The following is a 26,931-nucleotide window of genomic DNA, read 5'->3' as shown; positions in this document are numbered from 1 at the left end:
GATATAATTGATATTATTTGTCGTTTAGACTTTCTGCTACTTTTTTAGTGTATTCCTCTGCGTTTTTAGTAACATCTTGTGGGTCTTCTATTTGAGATGTAACAACAGCAGCTAATTGTTTGTCCTCAGGTTGAGCTAAATCATATATAACTGTCTCTACAATATAAGTTTTAACCGTTGTTGTAGTGTAAGTACTTGGTGTATAACTACCAAAAGTAGAATACGACATAGGATGTGCATAGTATCCATAAAATCCTCCATAATAATATCCTGGGTATAACGAAGAATAACTCGCTCCAGCATAATAGCCACCTTGTTCTGTAGTCTGAGTAGATTCTCTCATGTCTTTTACAACAGTTAATACAATACCGTCAAAACCTTCGTTATTTAAAAAAGCTTCAAAGTTTTTTAATTTTTCTTCCGAAAGTTTTTCGTCTGGTAACATATTTGGAAATTTTCTAAAGCTTTCTGTAGCTTTTATTCCGTTAGATCTCATTTGGTTTGCCATAGCTTGTTCGAAAGCAATTCTAGCTTGCTTATCTTGTGTTCTAGCTATAACCAAAATATTGTTATCTTTTACTGAACTTGCAGTTTCAGATTTCCAAGCATCTACAACTTTAATACTTGAGCAACTTGAAACAATTATTAAAAAAGCAAGTGTGCAAATAAATTTAAATGTGTTTTTCATAGTAATTTGTTAAAAATATAATTGATTGTTAAAATGTATAGCCAACAGCAATTCCATATCTAAATGAAAATGCTGAAAATTTTGATTTATTATTCACATCAGAAAATCTAAAATCTGAATTTATAAAGTCTAGAATACTATATTCTTCAAGAGCATCGTTTAAATCATCATAGAATTCTTCAGGTAGATCTTTCTTATTTTTAATTTGAAAATTATAGTTTCCTGAACCTGGTCCAGCAATCATAAAGTCAATATTAAACCTTTTTGTAACCGGAAGCTTATATCCTAACATAAATCCAACAGAAGTAACATCTAACTTCATATCAAATTCCATATCATAATTTACACCCAAATCATCAATATAAGTACCTGAAAGAGTTGATTTATAATCGGAAAATTTCAAATAAAGCCCAAAATAAAAACCGTTCAAATTATTATTTGATGTTTTCTTAAGATAATATCTAATCTCAGGTGCTATTTGATAACCTGTATAATAAACATCACCCGTTTTAATTTGGTCATTATCAATTCCTGATAATTTAATGATGCCTTCTTTTCCTTTATATCCTATAGCTAATGCTGCAGAAAAATTATTCCATACATATCGTTCATATGAAAGTTGATAAACTCCATTTATAAGCTGAAGGACTTCAAAAGAAATTTCATTTTTAACTATTCTTTTTTCAGATTGAGACACCTCTTCTTGTGCAAAAGAATTGGTCGAAATCAGAAAAAATACAGCTAAAAAAAGTGGTTTAATTGTGTGTCTCATAGTATTTTTCAAATGTATCATAAATATACAAATATATAAGCACTAACTTAAAAATTTTGCTTTTAATTTATCTGTAGGAATCATACATTCTTTTTGTTTGCCATACCAAGCATAACGGTTGGTTGCCATATAATCGTAAACAAAATTTCGAATGAAAGATGGAACAATTAAAAATATAGCCAATAGGTTTATTGGAAAACTAAGTTTAGAAAATATTTTTAATGCAGCAGTAGATTTATAGAATAACTTATTTTCATTTTTATAAAGTAAGATAGAGTCAACCTTTGATGTGTCAATCTTAAACTGATTAATTATCTCTTTACCTGTTTCACCTTGCAATGGAGCAAACAGGAAAATATTATTTTTATCATGTTTAATAATGTATTGAACGGTTGCATTGCATAAGTTGCAAACACCATCGAATAAAATTAGTTGTTTGTTTTTTGGGATATCTATCATCCTATTTTAATGCTTCTACAAGTTCTAACTGTTCTAAACTTACATTGGTTGTAAACATGCCATAATTTACTATAGCTTTATTTTTTTCAATACTATCAATACTTCCAACAGCTCGACCATCTTCTAAGCGAACACGATCGCCAACTTTTAACTTAGGCTTAGGCACAGGTGGTTTTAAAGCATCCTTAGTTTTGGTGTCTTTTTTCTTTTTTCTAATAATATCTACTTTTTTTTCTGCTTCTTTTTTTACCTGTTGTTCTTTTGCTTTTTCAGCCTTTTTTTGTTTTACTGATACTTTTTTGCGTTTGGAATTTTCGACTTGCACTATTTTAAAAAGCTCGTCCATAAGTTCTTGCTTTTTCTTATTTTCAAAATATTTTTCTGAAAGATCATTTATTTTCTGTCCTAAATAAATAAGTCTTTGATTACTGTCATACAACTCTTGATAGCTTTCTAACTTTTTTTGTATTTTGGTATTAATCTCTTCTAGTTTATCTGCTTCAGACTGTTTTTTGCGTTCGTTAACTTTTAAAGATTGTTCTGTTTTTTCTAGTTTAGATCGCTCTTTTTGGAGTTTTGCTATAGTTTTATCGAAGCGTACTTTGCCACGTTCAATTTTCTTTTTTGCTCTATTTATTAAACTATATGGAATTCCATTTTTTTGAGCGACTTCAAACGTAAAGGAACTTCCTGCTTGACCAAGTGCTAATTTATAAACAGGCTCCAAAGATTTTTCATCGAACATCATATTAGCATTCTGCATATAAGGTAATTCGCTAGCAAGAATTTTTAAATTAGAATAATGAGTTGTGATGATTCCAAAAGCTTCACGATGATAAAACTCTTCCAAAAAAGTTTCTGCTAATGCTCCACCCAATTCAGGGTCGCTTCCTGTGCCAAATTCATCAATTAAGAACAAAGTGTTTTTATTACATTTTTTCAAAAAGTAATTCATCTGTTTTAATCGATAACTATAGGTGCTTAAATGATTTTCTATAGATTGATTATCGCCAATATCTGTGATAATTCTATCGAATAGAAATACTTTACTTCTCTCGTGAACAGGAATTAATAAACCACTTTGCAACATAAGTTGAAGTAGTCCTACAGTTTTTAAAGTAATACTTTTTCCTCCAGCATTTGGACCAGAGATAACAATGATTCTATTCTCTTGATTGAGTTCTATAGTTTGAGGAAATGTTTTCGTATTCTTTTTTACATTGCTTAAATAAAGTAATGGATGATAAGCGTCTCTAAGATACAATTCTCTGTCCTGGTTAATTTCAGGAAGTATGGCATTCAAAGATTTAGCATATTTTGCTTTAGCAGAAATTACATCCAATTCAGTCAAAAAATCCTGATATTGTTTTAAGAGAGGTAAAAAGGGTCTAATAAAATTTGTAAGAGCTTTTAAAATTCTTATAACTTCCTCATTCTCTTCGTATTCCAGATTATTTAATTCTCTCGTATATTGTAAGGTGGTTTCAGGTTCAATATAAACAATACTTCCTGTTTTACTTCCACCCATAATTGCTCCACGAACTTTACGTCTATACATGGCTTTAACAGCTAGAACACGTTTATTATCTACAACAGATTCTCTAATATCGTCAAGATATTCTAATTGATGATATGTGTTTAATGCAGTTGCAAAACTCTGGTTAATTTTACCTTTTAACTTGTTAATTTGCTGTCTAAGTTCAAAAAGAAGAGAGGAAGAGGAGTCTTTAACATCTCCAAATCGATCTACAATCCTATCAATTTCTTCAATTATAGCTTTTGTTACTTCTATATTAGAAGCATAATTATTTAAACTTGGATAATATTCTTCAAACTTTCTTAAGAATAAAATTATTTCATTTGAAGTTAAAGATATAGATACAATTTTTTTAAAACTATGAGTTTCTAAATATGTGTTTTCAATTTTTAAAAGCTTAATTTCTTTACTTATTGTTTCAAACCCATGGTTTGGAATTCTATTTTCATTATAAAAAGAAGCTAAATACTCGTTTGTCAAGTCTAATGCATTTAAAACTAGCTTTTTATTACTATAAGGTTGGATTTCCAATGTTTTTTCATGACCTAAGGCAGTAATACACAACTCGCTTACTTGATTTAAAACTGTTGCTAATTCTAAATCTTGTAAAGTTTTATTATGAATATGGATGTGTGTTTTTTCCTTTGAAACAGGCATGTATAATACTTTTTAAAAAACAAAGTTACGTATTAAGTTTTAATGATGAAATTAGATTAATAATTATGTAGATTTGAATTTAAATTAATAAATAGATAGATGCAAAAGTTAAAAATATTTTGTCTTTGCTTTTTTTTCATAAGCGTATTCAATTGTAAGAACGACTATTTAAAATATACTGATGAACCTGAATATATTACTAATATTCAGTCTGAACATAAAGCTTATTTTGATGCATATGATGCGACAATGAAACTTTGGGATATTCCATTTGAGGAACTTTATATTCCTACCAATTATGGTATTGCTCATGTTATTGTAACAGGTAGTAATAACAAAGATTCTGTAGTTCTTCTGCATGGAATGAATGCTAGTTCTACTATGTGGTATCCTAATATTAAAGCTTTATCTAATGATTATCGAGTATTTGCTATCGATTTTATATTAGAACCTGGAAAATCATTTATTACAAAAGATTTTGAAAATACAAATCAAATTGCTGAATGGTATCATGAGATTTTTAAAAAATTAAATCTTGAAAAGTTTCATCTTATTGGAGCGTCAAGAGGTGGTTGGCTTGCTGTCAATATAGCATTGCAACAACAGGAAAATATAAAAAGTATGATTTTATTAAGTCCTGCTCAAACATTTATTTGGATAAGACCTAGCACAAACTTATTAAAAAATATAATTTATACTTTTTCTTCAAAAGAAAAACAAATTCAAGAAACTTTAGAATCTATGTCTAGTAATGTTGATAATATTAACAAAACATATATTGAGCAATATGCCATAGCTACAGAAAAAGATTCAATAAATAAATTTGTGGTAGATATGATGCCTTTTTCAAAACAAGATTTTAAGTCTTTAAAAATGCCTGTTTTAGTGTTAATTGGAGATGATGATATGATAAATAATGAAAAGAGCATTTTCTTAACCAAAAAACTTATTAATAAAGGCCAAGGTGAAGTTATAAATAATGCTGGTCACTTTCTATCAATTGATCAGGCAGAAACTGTTAATGAAAATATTCTAAATTTTTTAAAAGATAAATAATTAGATATAAACTAAAATAGTGAGCATAATCATAGTAAACACAGTTAATATGATAACTAAAGGCATTACAAATTTCAACCATTTATCATAACCAACTTTTACAATAGCCAAGGAAGCTAAAATTAAACCAGTTGGATTAATAAAAGCAAATAATCCCATGCCATATTGATAACAGTTTACTATTATTTCTCTTCCAAAACCAACGGTATCAGCTAAAGGAGACATAATTGGCATTGTTAAAACTGCCATTCCAGAAGAACTAGGAATAAAAAATGATAACCCACCATAGATAAATAGCATGGCATTTGCAAAAACACCTTTATTCATTCCTTCAGTGATACTACTAGAATGGTATAATAAGGTATCGCTAATAAAACCATCTTCCATTAATACAGAGACACCTCTAGCTATGCCGATAATAATAGCAACTCCTAGTAATTCGCCGGCACCTTTTACAAAGGTGTCAACAAAAGTGGCTTCTTGTATTTTGGCTATAATTCCTATTAATATAGCTCCAACTAAAAAAACAGTTGTCATTTCTATAAACCACCATTCTAACTGAGAAACACCATATATCATAACTACAAAACACATGGCGAAAATTAATAGAATGAGACGTAATCTATTCGTTAATTTAATTTCAGAATTTGAAGAAGTTCCAAAAAGCATTTCAATTTGTTCTTTCTGACTATAAATAATAGATTTTGAAGGGTCTTTTTTAACGCGACTTGCATAACGAAGAATATAAATAATACAAATTAAAGTACCTAAAAGAAGCATTATCAATCTCCCTGAAAAACCTGTAGTCCAGTTTATTCCTGCTGCATCTGAAGCTATAATAACACTAAACGGATTAACAGTAGAACACATGGTTCCTATAGAAGAGCCAATATAAATTGCTGCTAAAGGCACAATAGCATCATACTTTGCTGCTAAAAACATAGGAATTAAAATAGGGTAGAAGGCAATGGTTTCTTCTGCTAGTCCAAAAGTTGTACCACCTAATGCAATTAATACAGTTACAAATACAATTAAAATATATTCATGACCTTTTAAAGCATTTGCTAACCATGTTATTCCTGCATCAAAGGTTCCAGTTAAATTCATTATACCAATTAAACCTCCAATAATCAATACTAAGAATATAATGTCTGCAGCTTCAATTATTCCTTTTATTGGCGATTCAAAAAAAGCTACTAACCCTTGTGGTCTAGCTTCTACCTCTTGATATGTATTTGGAATTGAAATAGGTTTCCAAATATCTCCACTAGTAAATTTTTCAAGTGGAATTTTTATATTTAAATTATCTAAAGTAGTTTGAGTTGCTTCTAGAGTAGTAGAACTTTCTAAATGACTTCTTGTAAATGTGTTGGAATCCTTATTATATGATAGGGAATCATACTTTCCAGCTGGAATTATCCAGGTTAGAAGTGCTACAGCAGCAGCAATTATTATTAAAATAGTTTGAGCTGTTGGAAATTTTAGATTTTTCAAGTATTTAATATTTTATTTAGAATAAAGATAATATTATTTTAGTCGAGACATAAAGACGAAGATAAAAAATGACAATTAATATAGACAATAGCTGGCTGCCTTTTTTCGAAAATGAAATAAATAAACCTTATTTTCAATCATTAAATACCTTTGTTACTCAAGAATATTTAAATAATAATTGTTTTCCACCAGAGTCTAATATCTTTAATGCTTTTACTCAATGTTCTTTACAAGATGTAAAAGTAGTAATCATTGGTCAAGATCCATATCATGGTATTGGTCAAGCTAATGGATTGTGTTTCTCAGTAAATGATGGCATTAAACATCCTCCTTCTTTAATTAATATATTTAAAGAATTAGAACAAGATCTAGGAATTCCATATCCTAAAAGTGGAAATTTAATGCGTTGGGCAGAGCAAGGCGTCTTTTTATTAAATGCTACATTAACTGTAAGAGAAAATGTTGCTGGAAGTCATCAAAACAAAGGTTGGGAAAAATTCACAGATGAAGTAATTAAGACTATTAATGAAAATAAAGAGAAAGTTATATTCCTACTTTGGGGTGGATTTGCTAAGAAAAAAACTAAATTAATAAATAAGAATAAACATTTTGTTTTAGCATGTGGTCATCCTTCCCCTTTAAGTGCAAACAGAGGGTATTGGTTTGGAAATAAACACTTTAGAAAAGCTAACTACCTGTTGGAGCAAGCTGGGTTGAAGCCTGTTGATTGGTAACTTTATTATTTATTATAATAGTAGGTCGGTTTTCTTTTATTTCAGTTCGTCTAGTTGTTTTATTGCAACTAAAAAATAGCAATAAAAAATTAACTATAACTAGAAAAGAAAGAATTAAAGTAATGGTCAATAACATAAGCAATTGGGTTTGTTTATTACTGATATGGACAAATATAAGTGATTAGACTTAATTTCCTAAATATTTTTTAACATTTTAATTTATAATAGAGTGATAGTTAGGTCTTTTTACATTGTAAATATGTTAAATTAATGTAACTAATTTAGAATATTCAAGTTTTTTTGAAATGATATTTAATGCTAATAATTGATTTTGAATAGTATCAATAGTATCTTCATTTACAACTTCTTGCGACCATTCTGTTAATGATAACCATTCTTGAACATCTTCAATTTTCTGAGAATATCTTTCAGCTATAAGTCTATCTATATTTGGAATTTCTTTAAAGTTTAAAGTTATATTATTAATAATCTTAATAATCTTAATAATCTCCTCTTTATACAGCTCTAAAGATTCATTTCTAACTGCAATTACAAAACAAGGCCATGGAGTTGGGCAATTTCCAATACGTCTAAATATACCTTCATCTACGAGAGGTTTTGTCATAAATTTTTCCCACATAAAGTAATCAGCTTTGCCTTGCGTTAAGCCTTCTACAGCTCCTTCTAGATTTTTAATAACTTCAAATTGTAAATCTGTTTCTATATTCCAATTATTATTTTTGGCATTTATATAAGCCATTAAATGAGAACCAGAGCCATAACGACTTATAGCAGCTTTTTTACCTTTTATATCATCAATAGTATTAAAACTAGAATTATTAGCTACATGAATTCCCCAAATTAAAGGTGTTTGAACAAAGGTTTGAATTATTTTGCTTGGATTTCCTTCAACAATGTCTTTTATAATACCTTCTGTTAATATAACAGCTATATCAATTTCTTCTTTTCTTAATGCTTTGGTCATTGCTCCTGTACCACTAGGATAATCTTCCCATCTAACATTTAGTCCAGCTTTCTTAAAATATCCTTGTTTAAGTGCTAAATACCATGCTAAATTAAAATGCTCTGGAACACCACCAATATGAATAGTTTTCATTGAAATAGTTTGTTTTTTTTAAAGAATAAAAATATTTACACTAGTTTATTTAATGTGTAAGTTATTAATTTCTCAACTACTGCTTTTGGGTCTTTACTAAATTGACCTGTAGCTCTATTTGCAATAATGGCATTAAGTGAAAGCGCATGATGACCAAGTAGTTTAGATAATCCATAAATTACAGATGTTTCCATTTCAAAATTTGTAATTCGCATACCTTGAAAACTAAATGTATCCATTTTTTTATTTAATTCTGGATCTTCTAATGGTAATCTTAATATACGTCCTTGTGGACCATAAAAACCACCAGCTGTAGCTGTTAATCCTTTGTATACTTGATTGCTGTCAAATATTACTTCAAGCTTTTTACTGTTATTAATAACAATTGGTCTTGCTTTGTTTGAATTCCAATTTGTGTATTCAATAAAAGCATTTTCAATGTCTGGATTAATAATATCATCAATTTTATAAAAATGAAGCATGCCATTTAAATCCAATCCATGAGAACTTATTACAAACCCATCTACTGGAACATCTGCTTGTAAAGAACCAGAAGTTCCAACGCGAACAAAATTAAGACTTGTGTGGTTTTCTTTTAGTTTTCTAGTTTTTAAATCAATGTTTACTAAAGCGTCCAATTCATTTAAAACAATATCAATATTATCTGGTCCAATTCCTGTTGAAAGAACAGTTAATCGTTTGCCTTTATAGATTCCCGTTTGTGTTTTAAATTCTCGTTTTTGAGTAGAAAATTCAATACTATCAAAGTGCTTTGTAATTTTTTCTACACGATCTTGATCTCCAACTAAAATGATGTCGTGAGCTATATGTTCTGGTTTTAAATTTAAATGATAAATACTACCATCTGTATTTAAAATTAATTCTGAATCTTTAATTGACATTTAAAGGGGTTTTTATTAATTTATTTGTTTGGCTGTCGTAAGAAAAATCTAAACGATTCACGCCTCCAAAAGTTAAATTGTTATTTATTTCATTTGAAAAATTATGATTACCAATTAAAGCAACATAACCTTTTCTGTTTAATGTAATTTTATGGTCTTCTTCAGTGTAAAATATTTCAAGTAAATCTATAAGCCTCTCAATTTGCATGTCTCCAAAACCATAGTAACCTTGATAGTTAAGCACGTAACCAATTAGTTGATTTTTAGATTTTACAGATTTTTCTTTAATAATTGTCAATATATTTTTTTCTAAAACACTTAAGCCTGATTTTAAATTCGGAAAGCGTCTTAAATGTGCTTTCAGGCAATTGTTTAGATATTTAAATGAAGACTTTTCTATTAAATATGGTTTAAATAGATTGTGATCTTTTCCACAGTATATATGCCATAAAGAGATAGCTAATTCTATATCGCTATCTGTTAATATTATTTTTTCTTTATAATGTTTAAGTAATTCTTCTGCCGATAATTCAGATAGACCTTTTAGTTGTGTTTCTCCTTTAATTCTTCCACTGCAAACTAAATAGAGTGGAAGGTTGATGTTTTTCTCCTTTAACAGCTTAATAACTGCTAACATATTAATATGGCAAAACAAATCGTATTCAAACCAAAGTATAATTTTTGAATATCTTTCTGTATCATCTAAAATACTTAATTCTAGATAAAAATCCTCTTCATTAATTTCTATTTGATAAAAATTATTTAAAAATGTTTTTCGCACAGTTAAAAATTCTTCTGAAGCTACATCTCGTACTGTTGGTCCTTCACAAAGCATTTCTTGCCAAGTAAGTATTTCACCAGTAACATCTAGTTCTCTAAGGTAATTAGTTAAGCTATGACCATTAGTAATATGAAGAATATCTTGACTCATTATCCTCCAACACGTTTAACTTGAAACCCTTTTTCTTTAAGGATCTCCATAATTTTATCTCTAAAATCTCCTTGAATAATAATTTTATCGTCTTTAAAACTTCCTCCAACACTTAAGGTTGTTTTAATGTCCTTGGCAAGTGTTTTAAAATCTTCAGTAGCTCCAGTATAACCTTCAAGAATGGTAATGGGTTTGCCTTTACGCTTTTCGTATTTACAAATTATAGGCTCGTCTTGCATCCATAATTCTGTGGTTTTATCTTGAGATTCACTATCAGATGTTTCAGACACGTGATCTGGAAATAGGTTTTTTAGCTGGTCTTGTAAATCCATTTTTTTAAGTTTACAGTCTCGGTTTGTAGTCTCAGTAATAAGATATGCATTAAACAAACTACTACTGTGACTGAAAACGGAATATTACTTTTTAATTAATCCTAGCTCAATAAGACGTTCGTTTAAGAACTCTCCAGCAGTAATATCGTCGTATTGTTTTGGGTTATTTTCATCTATACAACTTTCCAAAACATTCAATTTCATGTCGCTTACAGGATGCATGAAAAATGGTATGGAATATCGTGAGGTTCCCCAAAGTTCTCTTGGAGGATTTATAACACGATGAATCGTAGATTTTAATTTATTGTTGGTATGTCTTGAAAGCATATCACCAACATTTATCATTAATTCGTCTGGCTCTGCAATGGCGTCCAGCCACTCTCCTTTATGGTTTTGAACCTGTAACCCACGTCCTTGAGCTCCCATTAATAACGTAATTAAGTTTATATCTCCATGAGCAGCAGCACGAACAGCATTTTTTGGCTCTTCTAATATTGGAGGATAGTGTATAGGTCTTAAAATACTATTTCCATTATGGATATAATTATCGAAGTAGGTCTCATCCAAACCTAAATGCAAGGCTAAGGCACGTAACACATACTTAGCAGTTTTCTCTAACATTCTATAAGTTTCTTTTCCTACTTTATTAAATTCTGGAAGTTCTTCGACTTGAACATTTTTTGGATATTCTGCTTCAAGTTTTGGGTTATCTTCAACATACTGTCCAAAATGCCAAAACTCTTTTAAATCGCCTTCTTTTTTGCCTTTCGCACTCTCTTTTCCAAAAGAGATATAACCTCTTTGACCACCAATTCCTTCAATTTCATATTTTCTTTTGGTTTCAACAGGAAGCGAAAAAAATTGCTTTACTTCACTATATAAGTTATCTACTAAAGCATCGTCTAAAAAATGACCTTTTAATGCAACAAAACCAATGTCTTCATAGGCTTTACCAATTTCATCTACAAATTTTTGTTTTCTAGCAGGATCACCTGAAGTAAAATCGTTTAAATTAACGCTAGGTATATTATTCATGGTAATTATTTTAAATAAGAATGTATTACAAATGTACGAAAACATTATATAGTTTATAACATTAAATCTTTTTAGATTTTCAGTTGGAATTATCAATTTATGCTATATTTGACAAACATTTTTTATGAGTACTCACGTGTCTATACCTACTATTATACAATACGATAAATCTAATCTTGATTCTACCGAATTACTAGAATTATATAAAAACATGCTAAAACCTAGATTGATAGAAGAAAAAATGCTCATTCTATTACGTCAAGGTAAAGTCTCTAAATGGTTTTCTGGAATTGGCCAAGAAGCTATTTCTGTTGGAGTTACTATGTCTTTACAGAAAGATGAATACATCTTACCTATGCATAGAAATTTAGGTGTTTTTACAACAAGAGAGATTCCATTATATCGCTTATTTAGTCAGTGGCAAGGAAAAGCAAATGGATTTACAAAAGGTCGTGATAGATCTTTTCATTTTGGAACTCAAGAGTTTAAGATTGTCGGCATGATTTCACATTTAGGACCACAATTAGGAGTTGCAGATGGGATTGCGCTTGCAAGTAATTTGCAAAACAAAAACCAAGTAACTGCTGTGTTTACAGGAGAAGGAGGAACTAGTGAAGGGGATTTTCATGAAGCTTTAAATGTGGCATCAGTTTGGCAATTGCCAGTCATGTTTTGTGTTGAAAACAATGGTTATGGTTTATCTACACCAACTAACGAACAATACAATTGTAAAGATATAGCAGATCGTGCTTTAGGATATGGCATGGAATCTCATATTATTGACGGAAATAATATTATTGAAGTTTATACTAAAATAAGAGATTTAGCAGAAAGTATGAGGCAAAATCCTCGTCCTGTACTTATAGAGTTTAAAACTTTTAGAATGCGTGGACATGAAGAGGCAAGTGGCACCAAATATGTGCCTCAAAATTTATTAGACACTTGGGCTAAGAAAGATCCACTTGAAAACTTTCAAGCTTTTTTAAGAGATGAAAATATATTAACTGAAGAACAAGAAGTTGTTTTTAAAGAGGAAATTATTCATGAAATTAATGAACATCTTCAAATAGCTTTCGATGAAGATAAGATTATTCCAAATGAAAGTGTTGAATTAAATGATGTATACAAACCATTTGAATATAAAGAAGTTGTAAAAAACTATAAAACTAAAGAGTTACGTTTGATTGATGCTATTTCTGAAGGCTTAAAACAGTCTATGGAACAACATGATAACTTGGTGATTATGGGACAAGATGTTGCTGAATATGGAGGTGTTTTTAAAATTACAGAAGGCTTTGTAGAACAATTTGGTAAAGAACGAGTAAGAAATACACCTATTTGCGAATCTGCCATTGTTGAAGCTGGAATGGGTCTATCTATTGCAGGAATGAAGAGTGTAGTTGAAATGCAATTTGCAGATTTTGTGACTTCAGGCTTTAATCCTGTGGTTAATTATTTAGCTAAATCGCATTACAGATGGAATCAAGAAGCAGATGTGGTGGTTAGAATGCCTTGTGGAGCAGGTGTTGCTGCTGGACCATTCCATTCGCAAACCAATGAGGCTTGGTTTACAAAAACACCTGGTTTAAAAGTTGTATATCCAGCATTTCCAGTAGATGCTAAAGGACTATTAGCAACTGCTATAAACGATCCAAATCCTGTGCTGTTCTTCGAACACAAAGCCTTGTATAGAAGCATTAGACAAGAAGTTCCAACAGATTATTTTACCATTCCTTTTGGAAAAGCCTCTCTTTTAAAACTAGGTAATCAGGTCACAATTATTTCTTATGGAGCTGGAGTTCATTGGGCTCTAGAAACTTTAAAAAACAATCCTGATATTCAAGCAGATTTAATTGACTTAAGAACTTTACAGCCATTAGATTCAGAAGCTATTTATACTTCGATTAAAAAAACAGGACGAGCCATTATTTTACAAGAAGATTCACTGTTTGGAGGTATCGCATCAGATATTTCTTCTATGATTATGGAAAACTGTTTTGAGTATTTAGATGCTCCAGTAAAACGTGTTGCAAGTATAGAAACCCCAATTCCTTTTATCAATCAGCTGGAAGATCAATACTTAGCCAAAGGTAAGTTTGAAGCAGCTTTAAAAGAGTTATTAGAGTATTAATATATAAATGAAAAGAGAGAAGAGAGCCTATTGGCTCTCTTTTTTATTTTAATGAATTTGAATAGGCTTGAACTTCGTTGAGTACTCTCAATAAATTACCACTCCAAATCATACTAATTTGTTCTTCGGTATAGCCACGTCTAACTAATTCTAGAGTTACATTAAAGGTTTCTGAAGCATCGTTCCAGCCTTCAATACCACCACCACCATCAAAATCACTACTAATACCAACATGTTCTATACCAATTTTTTCAATAATATAATCTATATGATCTACTAAATCTGCTACATTCACGTTAGGAGGGAAGCCATCAACGTTTTTCACTTTTGCATTAGCCAAGTCTAATATTTTCTTATAGTAACCAAAAAAGACTTCTTGTTCTTCATTTGAAAGCGTCATAAACTCTTCACTTGAAGCATACCACTTTACACCAAGAGAATCTGCTATTTTATATTGCACATCAAGTATTTCAGCATTTCTTACAGCCATTTTTTTAGTATTCAAATATTCATCTAAAGCAACCACCTGAACAACACCACCATTTTCTTTTAACCATTGTAATTGCTCATCGTCTAAATTTCTACTTTCATCACTTAAAGATCTTGCTGCCGAATGTGAAGCTATTATTGGCGCTTTAGTCAGTTCGATCATTTGTTTCATAGCTTCTTTAGATGGATGCGAGACATCTACCATCATCCCCAAACGATTCATTTCAACAATAACTTCTTTTCCAAGGTCACTTAAACCATTGTTTAGCCAAACACCTTCAGCTTCACCTGTATGACTATCGCTTAACTGACTATGTCCATTATGAGCCAAAGACATATAACGCGCTCCTAGATTATAAAATTTTTCAACATTTGAGATATCTAAACCAATAGGATAACCATTTTCAACGCCAATCATTGCAACTTTTTTTCCAGAAGCATTGATCCGTCTAACATCATCAGACGTTAATGCCATTTCTATTTGATCTGGAGCTATCACTTCAACAAGTTTATGAATAGCATCAAATTTAGACATAGCATTTTCATAGGCTTTTTTATAGCCATCAACACTCAAAGTATCTTGTCCAGTATAAACAATAAACCAAGCAACATCTAAACCTCCAGCTATCATTTTTGGCAAGGTAACTTGCGATTTTAAATCTTGAGCATAATTAATGGAATCTGTGAAATTACTTACTTCTATATCGTCGTGTGTATCTAAAGTAATCACACGCTCATGAATGGCTTTAGCTTTTTCTATTAAAGAGATAGAGTCGGTTTCCATATTTGAATCGTAGGTTTGTTTGGCTTCATTTTTGCAAGAAAGTAATGCAAGTGCAAATAGAAAAAATAAAAGATTGGTTTTCATGTATTTATAAGTTGGTTTATTATGTGAAGTTACAAAAAAGATGTTCAAGATGTATATGTCTATAAAAATTGTATATTTAAACTTATGATTATAAAAATATTTACATCCTTATTGATAATTCTAACAAACTCTAATTGTACAACTTTTGAGGATCCTTATACCTGGAAACCTTTAAAAGTTACAGCTACAGCTTATAATTCTTTAGAATCTCAAACAAACTCAAACCCAAGCATTACCGCTTTTGGTGATAGTTTAAAACCAGGATTGAAATACATTGCTGTTTCCAGAGATTTACAATCTTTAGGATTAGATTACAATACACCTGTAAAAATTGATGGTTTAGAAGGAATTTATCTTGTAAAAGATAAAATGCATCCTAGATGGAAAAATAAAATTGACATCTATATGGGAGTTAATGTGAATGCAGCTTTAGAATGGGGAAGAAGAAAGGTAGTTATACAATATGGTGTTTTAAAAGAAGATTCTGAACTTAGTAATGATTAAACATAAAAGCCAACATATATATGTTGGCTTTTATAAAACTAACTGTCCCTTTTTGTCAATGTGCATAACGTTTAATACCTGTCCAAAGCTCATCGTTTGTGTTATTAAACTTCGGAATGAGTTTATTAACTGAAAGATGTTTTACTTTCTCGAAAGAATCTCTGGAAATTTTAATAACTGCTTTCATTCTGTTTATTTTTTGATTGATTTTAATACACTTATCTGTATCTTCTTTTACTGTTCCAGGTGTAACCTTTACTTGTATTTACTCTTTCTGTTACTTGATTACTGTCTAATGTTCTCATGATTTTTGATTTAATTGATTGATGAATGAGTTGAGATACTTATCTAAATCTTCTTTTACTGTTCCAAGAATAACTCTTACTTGAGTTAATTCTGTCTGATACTTGATTACTATTTAATGTTCTCATAATGTTATGTTTTTAAAGATTGATTGATACTATATAGACGACACATAATTATAAATGTTACAGTACTATGCATAACATAATAGATATTTAACATTTTTTAACATCGATAGAGTAGTGCAGACACCATTAACTTAGGTAAAGCAAACTATTTTAATTAAAGTTTTAATAAAAAATTGGAAATGTATTTTTTAGGAACGATTTTTGTCAAATAACATATGGTTTAACAAACCGTTATTTAAAAACAATCATGTTATGAAATATTTTTGCCTCATCGTCTTTTGTTTGTTTTCTATATCTATCTATTCGCAAATTGATAATAGTAATCAATCGACTGCTATACCTGCTCAAGAAAGCAATGAGGGAAGTGAAAGTAATTCGCTTTTAGAATCAAAACCTATTGAGAATAATGGTTTAAGTAATACCAATTCAGATAAAATTAATGGGCTTTCTGTTCCAAAACAGAATCCTTTAACGAATTCAAATGAAAAAGAATTTTCAATGTTTCAATCTGAAGAATTTGGTAATCCAGCAGAATTATATTCAAAACAATTAAACAGACACACTAAATATACTAAAGAAGAAGCAGGTTCGAGAGAAAATGGAAGTACAACCAATCAGTATTTAGGAGATTTTAAAACAGGCGTGTCTAAAGTTAATATTATTTATAGAGATCATATGTATCCAGATGGAGACAGAGTACGTGTATTTGTAAATGATGATGTTGTTATGGCTAATGTTCTATTACATTCTTCTTTTAGTGGCTTTCAATTAGATTTAGTTGAAGGTTTCAATAAAATAGATTTTCAAGCTTTAAATCAAGGAGATTCAGGTCCAAATACAGCCGAACTTCAAATATTAGATCCTTCTGGAAATGTAATAGCTTCAAGCCAATGGAATTTAGCCACTGGAGTTAAAGCAACTCTTATCGTTATTAAAGAATAGTTTCTACTTCTTTTATATCTCCTGGTTGCATATTACCTAATTCAAAATCACCAATTCTAATTCTTACCAGACGTAAGGTTGGAAACCCTACTGTAGCAGTCATTTTACGTACTTGTCGAAATTTACCTTCTGTTAATGTTAAGGAGAGCCAGCTGGTTGGTCCATGTTTTTCTTCTCTAACAAATCGTTTAGGAACTTTAGGGGTTGTTTCAAACAGAAAAGCAGCGCAAGGCTTTGTAATATAAAGCTTTCCATTCACAGAAATTTCAATACCATCTTTTAGTTTTTGAAGTTCTTCTGAAGACATAATGCCATCAACCATTACATAGTATTCTTTTTCAATTTTAGAACTTCTTATATAATCGCTCATTTTACCATCAGTTGTCAATAATAATAACCCTTCAGATTTTTCATCTAATCTTCCTATGGCCATAAGGTTTTTTGGAAAATTAAAAAGTGAACCTAATAGTTTTTTATTCCGTCTTTTATTCTGATTATTAACAAACTGACTTAAGTAGCCATAAGGTTTATAAAGAATATAATGAGAGTGTTTAAGTGGCTTGGTCATAATATAATAAAATATGAGGCTTATATTTAATAAAAAATATTGACATTCCTAAATTTTATTAACTACAAATGTTAAAAAATCTTCAGAATTAATTTACGATTTAAGCTAGAAAAACCTAGAAAAGAACTTATTTTTGCACATTACAAAATTTTTATGAGTAAAACCATTACATCTTTAGAATTAGAAGACAGACAAGTAGGTAAAAACCTTTATAGTTATCAAAAAGGTGCTATTAATAAAATTTTTAAATGCTTTGAAGAAGCGCCTGAAGATTACCATCTACTGTATCAATTACCAACAGGTGGTGGAAAAACAGTTATATTTTCTGAAATTGTTAGACAGTATTTAAAACATCACAAGAAAAAAGTGTTAGTCATGACTCACCGAATTGAGTTATGTAGACAAACGTCAAATATGCTTGAAGAATTTGGAGTTGTCAACAAAGTAGTAAGCAGTAAAGCAAATCTAGACGATCAAGCACAATACAGTTGTTTTGTTGCTATGGTAGAAACTTTAAACAACCGTTTGCAGGAAGATAAGCTAGACATTTCTGATATTGGTCTAGTTATTATAGACGAAGCTCATTACAATTCGTTTACCAAGTTATTTAAATACTTTGAAAAATCTTTCATATTAGGAGTTACAGCAACACCCTTAAGCTCTAATATCAAGCTTCCTATGAAGGATAATTATGATGAGCTGATTGTAGGAGAAACAATTGAATCTTTAATTAATAATGAATTTTTATCTCAAGCAGATATTTATTCTTACAATGTTGGTTTAACTTCTTTAGTTGTTGGTGCTAATGGTGATTATACAGTAAAGTCTTCAGAAGATTTATATACCAATAACGACATGCTTACTAAGTTAATGCAAGCATATGAAGAACGTTCAAAAGGTAAGAAAACCTTAATCTTTAATAATGGTATTAATACTTCCTTACACGTATATGATACTTTTAGAGCTGCAGGATACCCAGTTGCACATTTAGATAATACCAATACAAAAAAAGAAAGACGTAAAATATTAAAGTGGTTTAACCAAACGCCAGATGCCATACTAACTTCTGTAAGTATTTTAACTACAGGTTTCGATGAGCCTACAGTTGAGTCTATTATACTTAACAGAGCAACCAAATCCTTGACACTTTATTATCAAATGATTGGCCGTGGTTCTCGTATTCTGCATAATAAAAACACCTTTACGGTTATAGATTTAGGAAACAACCTGCATCGATTTGGTCCTTGGGGAGCCGATTTAGACTGGCAACGTATTTTCAAATCGCCTAATTTCTATTTAGATAATATTTTAAGTGATGAAGACTTAGAAGATAACTTTAGATATGAAATGCCAGAAGAACTTAGAGCAGAATTCTCTAATTCTGATGTGGTATATTTTAATATCAAAGAAACTTATATAAGTGCTGTTAGAAATGGCGAATCTTCTAAAGTTGTTTTGGAACGTTCCATAGAACATCACGCAAAAATATGTATTGAAAACAGTCAAGATATGTATGATGCCTTAGACTTAGCAAAGAAACTAGGAGATGATATTGACTACAGAATTCATCGTTATACCAAATGTATTAGCAAAAGCACCTTTAATTTTGTTGAATGGTTGAAAAACGATTACAGATTAAAATTAAGAGCTTATTTACGTAGTAATTTCGATGAAGTATTTGAAGAAATTCATGGTAGACCAGCCGAAAGTTAGTAGGTTGTTTATACCTTTTATCTTTATTGTACTTATTATTCAAGATGAAGTTGTTTTAAGGATTTCTTTTTCAAAAGTGATAAATATCAATTTTTTTCTTATTAAAAAATAATATATTTAAGCTTTAAATGAAATACTTATGAAAAAGATTTTATTACCAACCGATTTTTCTGATAACTCTTGGGAAGCAACTCTATATGCTATAAAATTATTTAAGGATAAGAAATGTACCTTTTATATTATGCATTCGCTAGAGCCTTTAGTATCTGCTCCATCGACAGCTGTATCTTCTAGAAGAGCAAATGAAGCCATACAAAAGTCTAGACAAAACGAATCTAAAATTGAATTAGAAAAGGAATTCAATAAAATCTTAGAGCTTCCTAAAAATGACAATCATACTTTTGAAACTTTTATAGCTTATGATTATTTTTTAGATGCAGTACAATTTCATGTTAACAAACTGGATATTGAAATGGTTATTGTTGGCACAAAAGGAGCTAGTGGTATTAAAGAAATTACCATAGGTAGTAATACAGCAAACTTAATCAATAAAATAACTTGTCCCATAATTGCAGTTCCTCAAAATGTACTTACTAAAGATATGAGTGAAATTGGGTTTGCTACAGATTTTTCTATTAATAATTACGGAAATGAACTTGATTTATTGAAAGAAATAGCCACTGTTAATACCTCTAAAATATCTATAGTGCATGTGTCTCAAAAGAGCACAGAATTAACAGGTGATTTGTTAGCAAACAAGAATGTATTAGAAAAAACGTTACAACCATTACATTTTGAATTTTATTTTGTTACAGATGTTCCTGTGGAAGTTGGAACTCGAGTTTTTAGTGAAAGTAGAAGATTAGGAATGTTATGTATCATCAATAAAAAGCGTAGCTTTTTTGAAAAGTTATTTAGTAAAAGTAATAGTAAATCTATTAGCAGTCACATAAATGTACCATTACTCATATTTAATCACAGTCGTATTTAAGGTATTACCAGAGTTATCCAAATTCTTATATAGATTCTAAGCTTGACTTGCCGAAAGTTAGTAGGTTCTTATAAGATGTTGTATTTTTATGATTAAATAAATATATCATGAATAAACAACTCAAATTTATAAAACGTCCCGAAGGACTTCCTGATGCTTCAACTTGGACTATAGAAACCCAACCCATTCCAGACATCGCTTCTGGCGAATTTTTAGTGCAACAGCATTATGTCTCTTTAGATCCTGCCATGCGTGGCTGGATGAACGACTCTAAATCTTACATAGATCCAATTGCTATTGGAGATGTTATGAGAGCTGGTTCTATAGGTAAAATTATTAAATCTAATCATTCAGATTTTCAAGTAGGAGAAACAGTAACAGGTTGGGGAGGCGTTCAACAATATGCTGTAGGTTCAGAAAAAAACTGGTTTAAAGTGGATACTTCTTTAGCTCCAATGCCTATGTATTTAGGTGCCTTAGGGATGCCAGGCATGACTGCTTATTTTGGAATACTAAAAGTAGGTAAAATAAAAGAAGGAGACGTTGTTTTAGTGTCTGCAGCTGCTGGAGCTGTTGGTAGTATTGTAGGACAAATAGCCAAACTAAAAGGTTGTTATGTGGTTGGTATTGCTGGAGGAAAAGAAAAATGCGACTATCTTAAAAACCAACTAGGCTTTGATGCGACTATAGATTATAAATCTGAAAATGTCTTTGATGCTGTTAAAGAAACCTGCCCTAAGGGTATCGATGTATATTTTGATAATGTGGGTGGAGACATATTAGATGCAGCTTTATCCAGATTACGTATGCATGCCAGAATTGTTATTTGTGGAGCCATTTCGCAATACAACAATTTAGATGAAACTAAAGGACCTAGAAATTATATGTCTATATTAGTGAATAGAGCAACCATGCAAGGGATGGTAGTTATGGATTATATGCCAGAGTATAGAGAGGCTGCCAAAGTTATGGGACAATGGCTTATGCAAGGAAAAATAAAAAGTAAAGAAGATATTTATGAAGGTATAGAGAATTTTCATGAAACTTTTTTAAGACTATTCTCAGGTAATAAAAAGGGAAAACTTGTTTTAAAAATAATAGATTAAACTGAAAAAAACGTTATCATTTTATAGATAACGTCTTTTCTTCAGGACTAATTAATATAATATAAGAAGGTGATATTTATTCGTTTGAGGCCATAAGGGCAAAAAACTTATTGATGTTTGGTAATATAATAATTCTAGTACGTCTGTTTTTAGCTCTGTTTTCACTAGTATCGTTATCAACTAAAGGTTGATAAAAACTTCTACCAGAGGCAATTAATTTTTCAGGTGCCACTTTGTAATCGTTTTGCAGTTTTTTAACTACTGATGTGGCACGTAACACACTTAAATCCCAGTTGTCTTTTACCGAAGCATTAGCAACCATTGTTTGATTGTCTGTATGACCTTCAACCATAACATCTAAGCTTTCTTCAGAATTTATAACATCTGCAATTCTCTTTAATATATCGTTTGCGTTGTTGCTTACTTTATAACTTCCAGAGTTGAACAACATTTTATCTGAAATTGAAATCATTACTACTGTTTCGTTTATGTCAATTGCAATATCTTCATCTTCATTCATGTTAGACGTATCCATAGATTTACGCAAATTGTAACCAACAGCCAGATTCATAGAATCTTTTAACGTTTTTGCTTGAGCTAAATCTTCCTGATTCACATTTTTAAGAGTAGACTCCATTTGTTTTCTTACATCGTTAGAAATAACAATGTCGTCTCCAACAGTAACTATCTTCGCATCGTTCTCTTTAGTTAAAGAGTTTATTTTAGTATTATAAGTATCTATTCTTGCTTGAATTTCTTCAAACTTTGCTTCTAAATCTTCTTTTGCAACTTGTGTTTTTTGTAATTCGCTTCTAATTTCTCCGTTCTCTTGCTCTAGAGCAACGTATTTCTTTTTAGACACACATGCAGACAGCAATATTCCGGTTAATAGTAAAATTGATAGTTTTTTCATAATCTTGTTTTAAGTTTTAAGTTTTAGGTTTATTTAATCTACGCACGAGATAAAGTGACGGATGTTTCATATTTGTTTTTATCATTTCTTTAACATCTTAAATAAAGGATTTGATAGCCATTTAGAATGTCTCTGGAGAAGAAAAACAAAAAAATAAGCCTATTATTCAGATAAATAAGAAACTTATTTGACTGAAAATAACTTAAACAATTAGGAAATACATTTCACCTCAAATTGGAGGTAATTTGCAAATAAGAATAAGTAGATGTATTTGAGTAAATAAAATAGCCTAGGCACTTTGCTGTTGTTGTTGCCTGTGTACTACGGTCTCTCTAATATGTAACAAACTGTTAACTACAGCTATTAATTCAAACTTTAAAAAGTTTTTGTTCTTTTTGCTAAAGTGCGAGATGTGGTGAGTGTAAAGATGTTTATTTCCCTTTTTTATAGATACAAAATAAGAGTCTTTTTCAGCATCTAAAACAACTGAGCTTTTATAATTGCTCTCTAATAAGAACCAATATGATAAACTGTTAATTTGATTGAATAAGGATAAGTTAGTTTCCATAGTTTTAGTATTTGTAGGCTTGGGACCTTGATTTCTAATAATGAAACTAACCATAGGATTTAGTGATATCAAAAATAGGTGATAAAAACCCAGTAAATTCGTTAAATAACAGCTATTTACCGTTTGTCGATAGTATTTTAAGATATTCTTACCACCAAACAATAAACACTTTATTTATCTCTCCATTTGGATGTTTTATCCATACTAATGGAGACGTTTGCTCATCTAATATTGAGATTACTTTTTCTAAAAACAATGAATATTCCAACCATGGTACTTGAGGATAAGATTCTACCAGCCAATTGACTTTGCTTGGGATATAAAACTTACAATCTTTAAAATGAATTAATTCTTCTTTATTTACATAAAATCCAATAATACAATCCTTATTTACCCATTCATAATTTGTCTTTTCCGAAAGATATGGTACAAATAATTGTGCTTTAAAAAATACTTGTTGACTAATCTGTTCGACTTCTAGATTATAGTTTTCCAGATATTTCAAAGTTACAGAATGGTAGAGTAGTGGTAATTGTTTATTTTTTAGTTTCACTAACTTCTCAACAAGACTATCTTTTCTATTTGGGCCAATCCAATGATCTAGTTCGGTATTTCCCACAGAATCATCGTAAACATAAAACTTATAGACTATTTCTAAATGCACTGGCTTATTATCTATTAAAAGTAAGGCATCTATTTCACCCAAAGTATGTTTTTCTTGTTGTATTTGAAGGTTTTCTGCCAGAATTGAAATATATGTAACATGCTTTAACTCATGGAATACAAATTGTTCCACACGTTTTCCTAGACGTAAGTTTGAAGCTATAAATTCATTAAAATTGCTTGTATTAATAGCTTCAATTTCTAACTGCTGCAAATTATATACAGCATTCCCAAACCACATATTTGGAGTATTCAGATAGCCTTGGTATTGTAAGTTTAAGGATTTTGTATTCATTTCAGCAAATTACAAATTCGTTATTTTAACAAATCATTTAAATATAAGTTTCTTTAAAAAAGCTATTTTTAAAGCTTATATAAAACCAACCAATACATTCAATGAGATATATTAAGTATTTAACATTAGCATTATCTATCTGTATTTTTTCTTGTTCTAAAGATAAAAAAGTAGAAACAGTTACAGAGCCAGAATTCAAAATTGCCTACGAGAAATTTACTTTAGATAATGGCTTGGAAGTCATTCTACATGAGGACCATAGCGACCCATTAATTGCAGTTGCAACCATGATGCATGTAGGTTCCAATAGGGAAGAGCCTGGTAAAACCGGTTTTGCTCATTTCTTTGAGCATATGAGTTTTAACGACTCTGAAAATGTGCCAGTTGGTGCCAATAGAAAACTCATTCCAGAATGGGGTGGCATTAGAAATGGTGGTACTAATAACGATTATACGGTGTATTATGAGGTAGTCCCTAAAGATGCTTTCGAGAAAATTCTTTGGATAGATTCAGACCGTTTTGGTTATATGTTAAATACCGTTACAGAAGCTGCTTTAGAACGTGAAAAGCAGGTTGTAAAAAATGAAAAGCGTCAAAATTATGACAATAGACCGTATGGATATACGAATGAAATAGTTAGAAAAAACCTATATCCGGAAGGTCATCCTTACAGTTGGACTACTATTGGTGCATTACCAGATTTACAAGCTGCAACCATAGACGATGTAAAAACCTTTTACAAAAAGTATTATGGAGCAAGCAATGCCTCATTAGTCATTGCAGGAGATATCGATATTGAAGAAACTAAAAAACAAGTAGAGAAGTGGTTTGGCGAAATTCCTAGTGGACCAGAAGTAGAAAAACTGGTGGCTCAACCTGCAAACTTAACTGAAACTAAGTCTTTGTATTTTGAAGACGATTTTGCCAAGCTTCCAGAACTACGTATGGTTGTTCCAACGGTAGAAGATTATCATAAAGATACGTATGCTTTAAGTATTTTAGGACAATTATTGAGTGGCAGCAAAAAAGCTCCATTGTATCAGGTGGTTGTTGAAGAACAAAAATTAGCTCCAAATATTAGTACCTATCAATCCAGTAGTGAAATAGCTGGAGAGTTTGTATTTAGAGTAAGAGCCAATGAAAACACAGACCTAGATGCTGTTAAAGAAGGAATCGATGAAGGACTAAAGCGATTTGAAACCAATGGTGTGAATGCAAACGATTTAAAACGTATTAAAGCCGAGTTAGAAACTAATTTATATCAGGGAGTAAGTACAGTATTAAACAAAGCTTTTCAATTGGTTCAGGATAACGAGTTCAATGGAGATCCAAGTTATATTACTCAAACTGCAAAACTTACCAATGCTGTTACTGCTGAAGATGTGATGCGAGTTTACAATCAATATATTAAAAATAAAAATTACGTAATGACCAGTGTGGTACCAAAAGGACAGTTAGATTTAGCTGTTACTGGTAGTGTAGAAGCCACAGTTTGGAAAGAAGAAGTTGTAGAAGGGGTTGCTAACGAAGAAGTAAGCCAGGGAGAAGAAGCAGTTTACGAGAAAACTCCTAGTAAACACGATAGAAGTGAACCACCATTTGGAGAATTACCATTGTTTAAATCTCCAGATATTTGGACAGGTTCATTGGAAAACGGACTTACTTTATATGGTATAGAAAATAATGAAGTGCCTTTGGTACAATTCGATATTACCATTCCTGGAGGTGAATTACTTGATCCAAAAGGTAAAGAAGGAGTTTCTGGATTGTTTGCCAATATTATGATAGAAGGTACTGCCACCAAAACACCAGCAGAACTAGAAGAAGCCATAGGTTTATTAGGAGCATCCATAAATATCACTTCTGCAAGAGAAGAACTTCATATTATGGGCTCTTGTTTAGCTAAAAACTTTAATGAAACCATCAAATTGGTCAACGAAATTCTTTTAGAACCACGTTGGGATGAGGCAGAGTTTGCCAGACTAAAACAAGCTTTAGAAACCAGTTTAAAAGGGAGAGAGGCCAATCCGAATGCTATTGGTCAAATGGTATTATATAAACTGTTGTATGGAGAATCTCATAGATTTGGCATTCCAGGAGCTGGAACTTTAGAAAGCACAAAAGATATTAGCATGGACGATTTGAAAGCATATTATGCAAACTTATCTCCAAAGAATGCTTCATTTCATATAGTAGGAGACATTTCTAAACCACAAACAGAACATACTTTAGCTACCTTAAACAATTGGAAAGGCGACACTATACAAATACCAAAGGAAACCTTACCAGAAACACCTGTAAAAGGGAATTTATACTTTATAGATTTTCCTAATGCGAAACAGTCGGTAATTTTAATTTCAAAATTAGCATTATCATCAAATAATGATGACTTTAATAATTTACAATATACAAACGAGGTTCTTGGTGGTGGATCCAGTGGGATGTTAACACAAACCTTACGAATTCAAAAAGGGTATACCTATGGCGCATATTCAAGAATTTCTGCAGGCAACGAAGTCGTTCCATTTTATGTGCAAACAAGTGTTAGAGCCAATGCTACCTTACAGTCGTTAGAAATAATTGAAGACATGTTGGATAGTTATGGAACCAATTTTTCAGATACTGAAGTAGCTATTACAAAAAACAAGATTCTAAAATCTAATACTACAGCATATGAAAGTTTTGGAGCTAAATTAAACATCTTATTAGAGTTTAGTAAATACGATAAGGAAATGACTTTTTTAGTTGATGATCAAAACGAATTGATTTCAATGAATTTAGAAGATTATAAACATATCATCCAAACGTATTTAAACGAAGATGAAATGATTTATGTAGTTGTTGGTGATAAGACTACACAATTATCTGAAGTTAAAAAACTAGGAAAGCCTGTTATAGAATTGGATATTTTCGGAAATCCTATTTAATTTTCTAAATACAAGAGTTATACTAGGGCACACAATCTAAGTTTAAGGTTGTGTGCTTTTTTATATTATATAGGGAAGGATTGAAATATTCTATTTTACATAATATAA

Annotated in this window: 25 protein-coding genes; 9 read left to right on the top strand and 16 right to left on the bottom strand. The window is 30.6% G+C overall.

Annotated elements, in window-relative coordinates:
• Positions 1-13: 13 nt before the first annotated feature.
• The 4 genes from FVF61_RS02530 to FVF61_RS02515 are packed head-to-tail and all read right to left on the bottom strand — an operon-like array spanning position 14 to position 4,113.
• Positions 14-688 (bottom strand): hypothetical protein, encoded by a 675-nt coding sequence (locus FVF61_RS02530; protein ID WP_148452912.1) that lies wholly within the window; start codon positions 686-688, stop codon positions 14-16.
• A 28-nt stretch (positions 689-716) separates the two neighbouring features.
• Complete coding sequence (locus FVF61_RS02525; protein WP_158635171.1) at positions 717-1,460, bottom strand: DUF3575 domain-containing protein; 744 nt, start codon at positions 1,458-1,460, stop codon at positions 717-719.
• A gap of 42 nt (positions 1,461-1,502) precedes the next feature.
• Positions 1,503-1,919, bottom strand: a complete 417-nt coding sequence (locus tag FVF61_RS02520; RefSeq protein ID WP_148452908.1) for a thiol-disulfide oxidoreductase DCC family protein — start codon at positions 1,917-1,919, stop codon at positions 1,503-1,505.
• 1 nt (position 1,920) lies between these two features.
• Positions 1,921-4,113, bottom strand: coding sequence for an endonuclease MutS2 (locus FVF61_RS02515; RefSeq protein ID WP_148452906.1), 2,193 nt, complete (start codon positions 4,111-4,113; stop codon positions 1,921-1,923).
• A 99-nt stretch (positions 4,114-4,212) separates the two neighbouring features.
• Between FVF61_RS02515 and FVF61_RS02510 the strand changes: the two genes are divergently transcribed.
• Complete coding sequence (locus tag FVF61_RS02510) at positions 4,213-5,169, top strand: alpha/beta fold hydrolase (protein WP_148452904.1); 957 nt, start codon at positions 4,213-4,215, stop codon at positions 5,167-5,169.
• On the opposite strand, the gene FVF61_RS02505 is transcribed toward FVF61_RS02510, so the two are convergent.
• On the bottom strand, positions 5,170-6,663 hold the full coding sequence (locus tag FVF61_RS02505) for a YfcC family protein (protein ID WP_148452903.1): 1,494 nt from the start codon (positions 6,661-6,663) through the stop codon (positions 5,170-5,172).
• 68 nt (positions 6,664-6,731) lie between these two features.
• Here FVF61_RS02505 and ung point away from each other — a divergent pair, with 68 nt between their 5' ends.
• Positions 6,732-7,397: a uracil-DNA glycosylase gene (ung, locus tag FVF61_RS02500; RefSeq protein WP_148452901.1), complete on the top strand. Its 666-nt coding sequence runs from the start codon at positions 6,732-6,734 to the stop codon at positions 7,395-7,397.
• 262 nt (positions 7,398-7,659) lie between these two features.
• Here the strand turns inward: ung and FVF61_RS02495 are convergent, their stop codons facing one another.
• The 5 genes from FVF61_RS02495 to FVF61_RS02475 all read right to left on the bottom strand — a co-directional run bounded on the left by FVF61_RS02495 (position 7,660) and on the right by FVF61_RS02475 (position 11,714).
• Entirely contained in the window at positions 7,660-8,514 is an 855-nt protein-coding gene (locus FVF61_RS02495) for a substrate-binding domain-containing protein (RefSeq protein ID WP_148452899.1), read from the bottom strand.
• Between the two features lie 35 nt (positions 8,515-8,549).
• Entirely contained in the window at positions 8,550-9,416 is an 867-nt protein-coding gene (locus FVF61_RS02490) for a nucleoside phosphorylase (RefSeq protein ID WP_148452897.1), read from the bottom strand.
• Positions 9,406-10,347 (bottom strand): DUF1835 domain-containing protein, encoded by a 942-nt coding sequence (locus FVF61_RS02485; protein WP_148452895.1) that lies wholly within the window; start codon positions 10,345-10,347, stop codon positions 9,406-9,408. Before FVF61_RS02485 ends, FVF61_RS02490 begins: the two co-directional genes overlap by 11 nt.
• Complete coding sequence (locus FVF61_RS02480; protein WP_148452893.1) at positions 10,347-10,679, bottom strand: translation initiation factor; 333 nt, start codon at positions 10,677-10,679, stop codon at positions 10,347-10,349. Before FVF61_RS02480 ends, FVF61_RS02485 begins: the two co-directional genes overlap by 1 nt.
• An 84-nt stretch (positions 10,680-10,763) precedes the next feature.
• Positions 10,764-11,714 carry an isopenicillin N synthase family dioxygenase gene (locus tag FVF61_RS02475; RefSeq protein ID WP_148452891.1) on the bottom strand — a complete coding sequence of 317 codons (951 nt, stop codon included), beginning with the start codon at positions 11,712-11,714 and terminating at the stop codon, positions 10,764-10,766.
• A 124-nt stretch (positions 11,715-11,838) separates the two neighbouring features.
• Here FVF61_RS02475 and FVF61_RS02470 point away from each other — a divergent pair, with 124 nt between their 5' ends.
• Positions 11,839-13,845, top strand: a complete 2,007-nt coding sequence (locus tag FVF61_RS02470; protein ID WP_148452889.1) for an alpha-ketoacid dehydrogenase subunit alpha/beta — start codon at positions 11,839-11,841, stop codon at positions 13,843-13,845.
• 43 nt (positions 13,846-13,888) lie between these two features.
• Here FVF61_RS02470 and FVF61_RS02465 read toward each other — a convergent pair whose 3' ends face one another.
• Complete coding sequence (locus FVF61_RS02465; protein WP_148452887.1) at positions 13,889-15,202, bottom strand: dipeptidase; 1,314 nt, start codon at positions 15,200-15,202, stop codon at positions 13,889-13,891.
• Between the two features lie 84 nt (positions 15,203-15,286).
• On the opposite strand from FVF61_RS02465, the gene FVF61_RS02460 reads away from it, so the two are divergent.
• Entirely contained in the window at positions 15,287-15,706 is a 420-nt protein-coding gene (locus tag FVF61_RS02460) for a 3D domain-containing protein (RefSeq protein WP_199757251.1), read from the top strand.
• Positions 15,707-15,761: 55 nt separating this feature from the next.
• Here FVF61_RS02460 and FVF61_RS14380 read toward each other — a convergent pair whose 3' ends face one another.
• Positions 15,762-15,893: a hypothetical protein gene (locus tag FVF61_RS14380; protein ID WP_262711993.1), complete on the bottom strand. Its 132-nt coding sequence runs from the start codon at positions 15,891-15,893 to the stop codon at positions 15,762-15,764.
• Between the two features lie 496 nt (positions 15,894-16,389).
• Between FVF61_RS14380 and FVF61_RS02455 the strand changes: the two genes are divergently transcribed.
• Positions 16,390-17,079, top strand: coding sequence for a hypothetical protein (locus FVF61_RS02455; protein ID WP_148452885.1), 690 nt, complete (start codon positions 16,390-16,392; stop codon positions 17,077-17,079).
• Here the strand turns inward: FVF61_RS02455 and FVF61_RS02450 are convergent.
• Positions 17,069-17,647, bottom strand: a complete 579-nt coding sequence (locus tag FVF61_RS02450) for a pseudouridine synthase (RefSeq protein ID WP_148452883.1) — start codon at positions 17,645-17,647, stop codon at positions 17,069-17,071. The two genes, FVF61_RS02455 and FVF61_RS02450, sit on opposite strands and share 11 nt — an antisense overlap.
• Positions 17,648-17,800: 153 nt before the next feature.
• Here FVF61_RS02450 and FVF61_RS02445 point away from each other — a divergent pair, with 153 nt between their 5' ends.
• From FVF61_RS02445 to FVF61_RS02435, 3 genes are all read left to right on the top strand, one after another.
• Positions 17,801-19,360 carry a DEAD/DEAH box helicase gene (locus FVF61_RS02445; RefSeq protein WP_148452881.1) on the top strand — a complete coding sequence of 520 codons (1,560 nt, stop codon included), beginning with the start codon at positions 17,801-17,803 and terminating at the stop codon, positions 19,358-19,360.
• Positions 19,361-19,499: 139 nt separating this feature from the next.
• Positions 19,500-20,351: a universal stress protein gene (locus FVF61_RS02440; protein WP_148452879.1), complete on the top strand. Its 852-nt coding sequence runs from the start codon at positions 19,500-19,502 to the stop codon at positions 20,349-20,351.
• Between the two features lie 107 nt (positions 20,352-20,458).
• A complete protein-coding gene (locus FVF61_RS02435) occupies positions 20,459-21,457 on the top strand; it encodes an NADP-dependent oxidoreductase (protein ID WP_317131652.1) in 999 nt (332 codons plus the stop codon).
• Between the two features lie 76 nt (positions 21,458-21,533).
• On the opposite strand, the gene FVF61_RS02430 is transcribed toward FVF61_RS02435, so the two are convergent.
• The 3 genes from FVF61_RS02430 to FVF61_RS02420 all read right to left on the bottom strand — a co-directional run bounded on the left by FVF61_RS02430 (position 21,534) and on the right by FVF61_RS02420 (position 23,896).
• A complete protein-coding gene (locus FVF61_RS02430) occupies positions 21,534-22,370 on the bottom strand; it encodes an OmpA/MotB family protein (RefSeq protein WP_148452875.1) in 837 nt (278 codons plus the stop codon).
• Positions 22,371-22,659: 289 nt separating this feature from the next.
• Positions 22,660-22,938 (bottom strand): hypothetical protein, encoded by a 279-nt coding sequence (locus tag FVF61_RS02425; protein WP_148452873.1) that lies wholly within the window; start codon positions 22,936-22,938, stop codon positions 22,660-22,662.
• Between the two features lie 148 nt (positions 22,939-23,086).
• Positions 23,087-23,896 (bottom strand): DUF1853 family protein, encoded by an 810-nt coding sequence (locus FVF61_RS02420; RefSeq protein WP_148452870.1) that lies wholly within the window; start codon positions 23,894-23,896, stop codon positions 23,087-23,089.
• Positions 23,897-23,997: 101 nt separating this feature from the next.
• Between FVF61_RS02420 and FVF61_RS02415 the strand changes: the two genes are divergently transcribed.
• A complete protein-coding gene (locus tag FVF61_RS02415) occupies positions 23,998-26,823 on the top strand; it encodes a M16 family metallopeptidase (protein ID WP_148452868.1) in 2,826 nt (941 codons plus the stop codon).
• The last annotated feature ends 108 nt before the right edge of the window (positions 26,824-26,931 follow it).

It is taken from the genome of Xanthomarina maritima, assembly GCF_008084905.1.
In the GTDB taxonomy this organism is placed as follows: Bacteria; Bacteroidota; Bacteroidia; order Flavobacteriales; family Flavobacteriaceae; genus Xanthomarina; species Xanthomarina maritima.
This window is presented reverse-complemented; position numbering and strand designations above follow the sequence as displayed.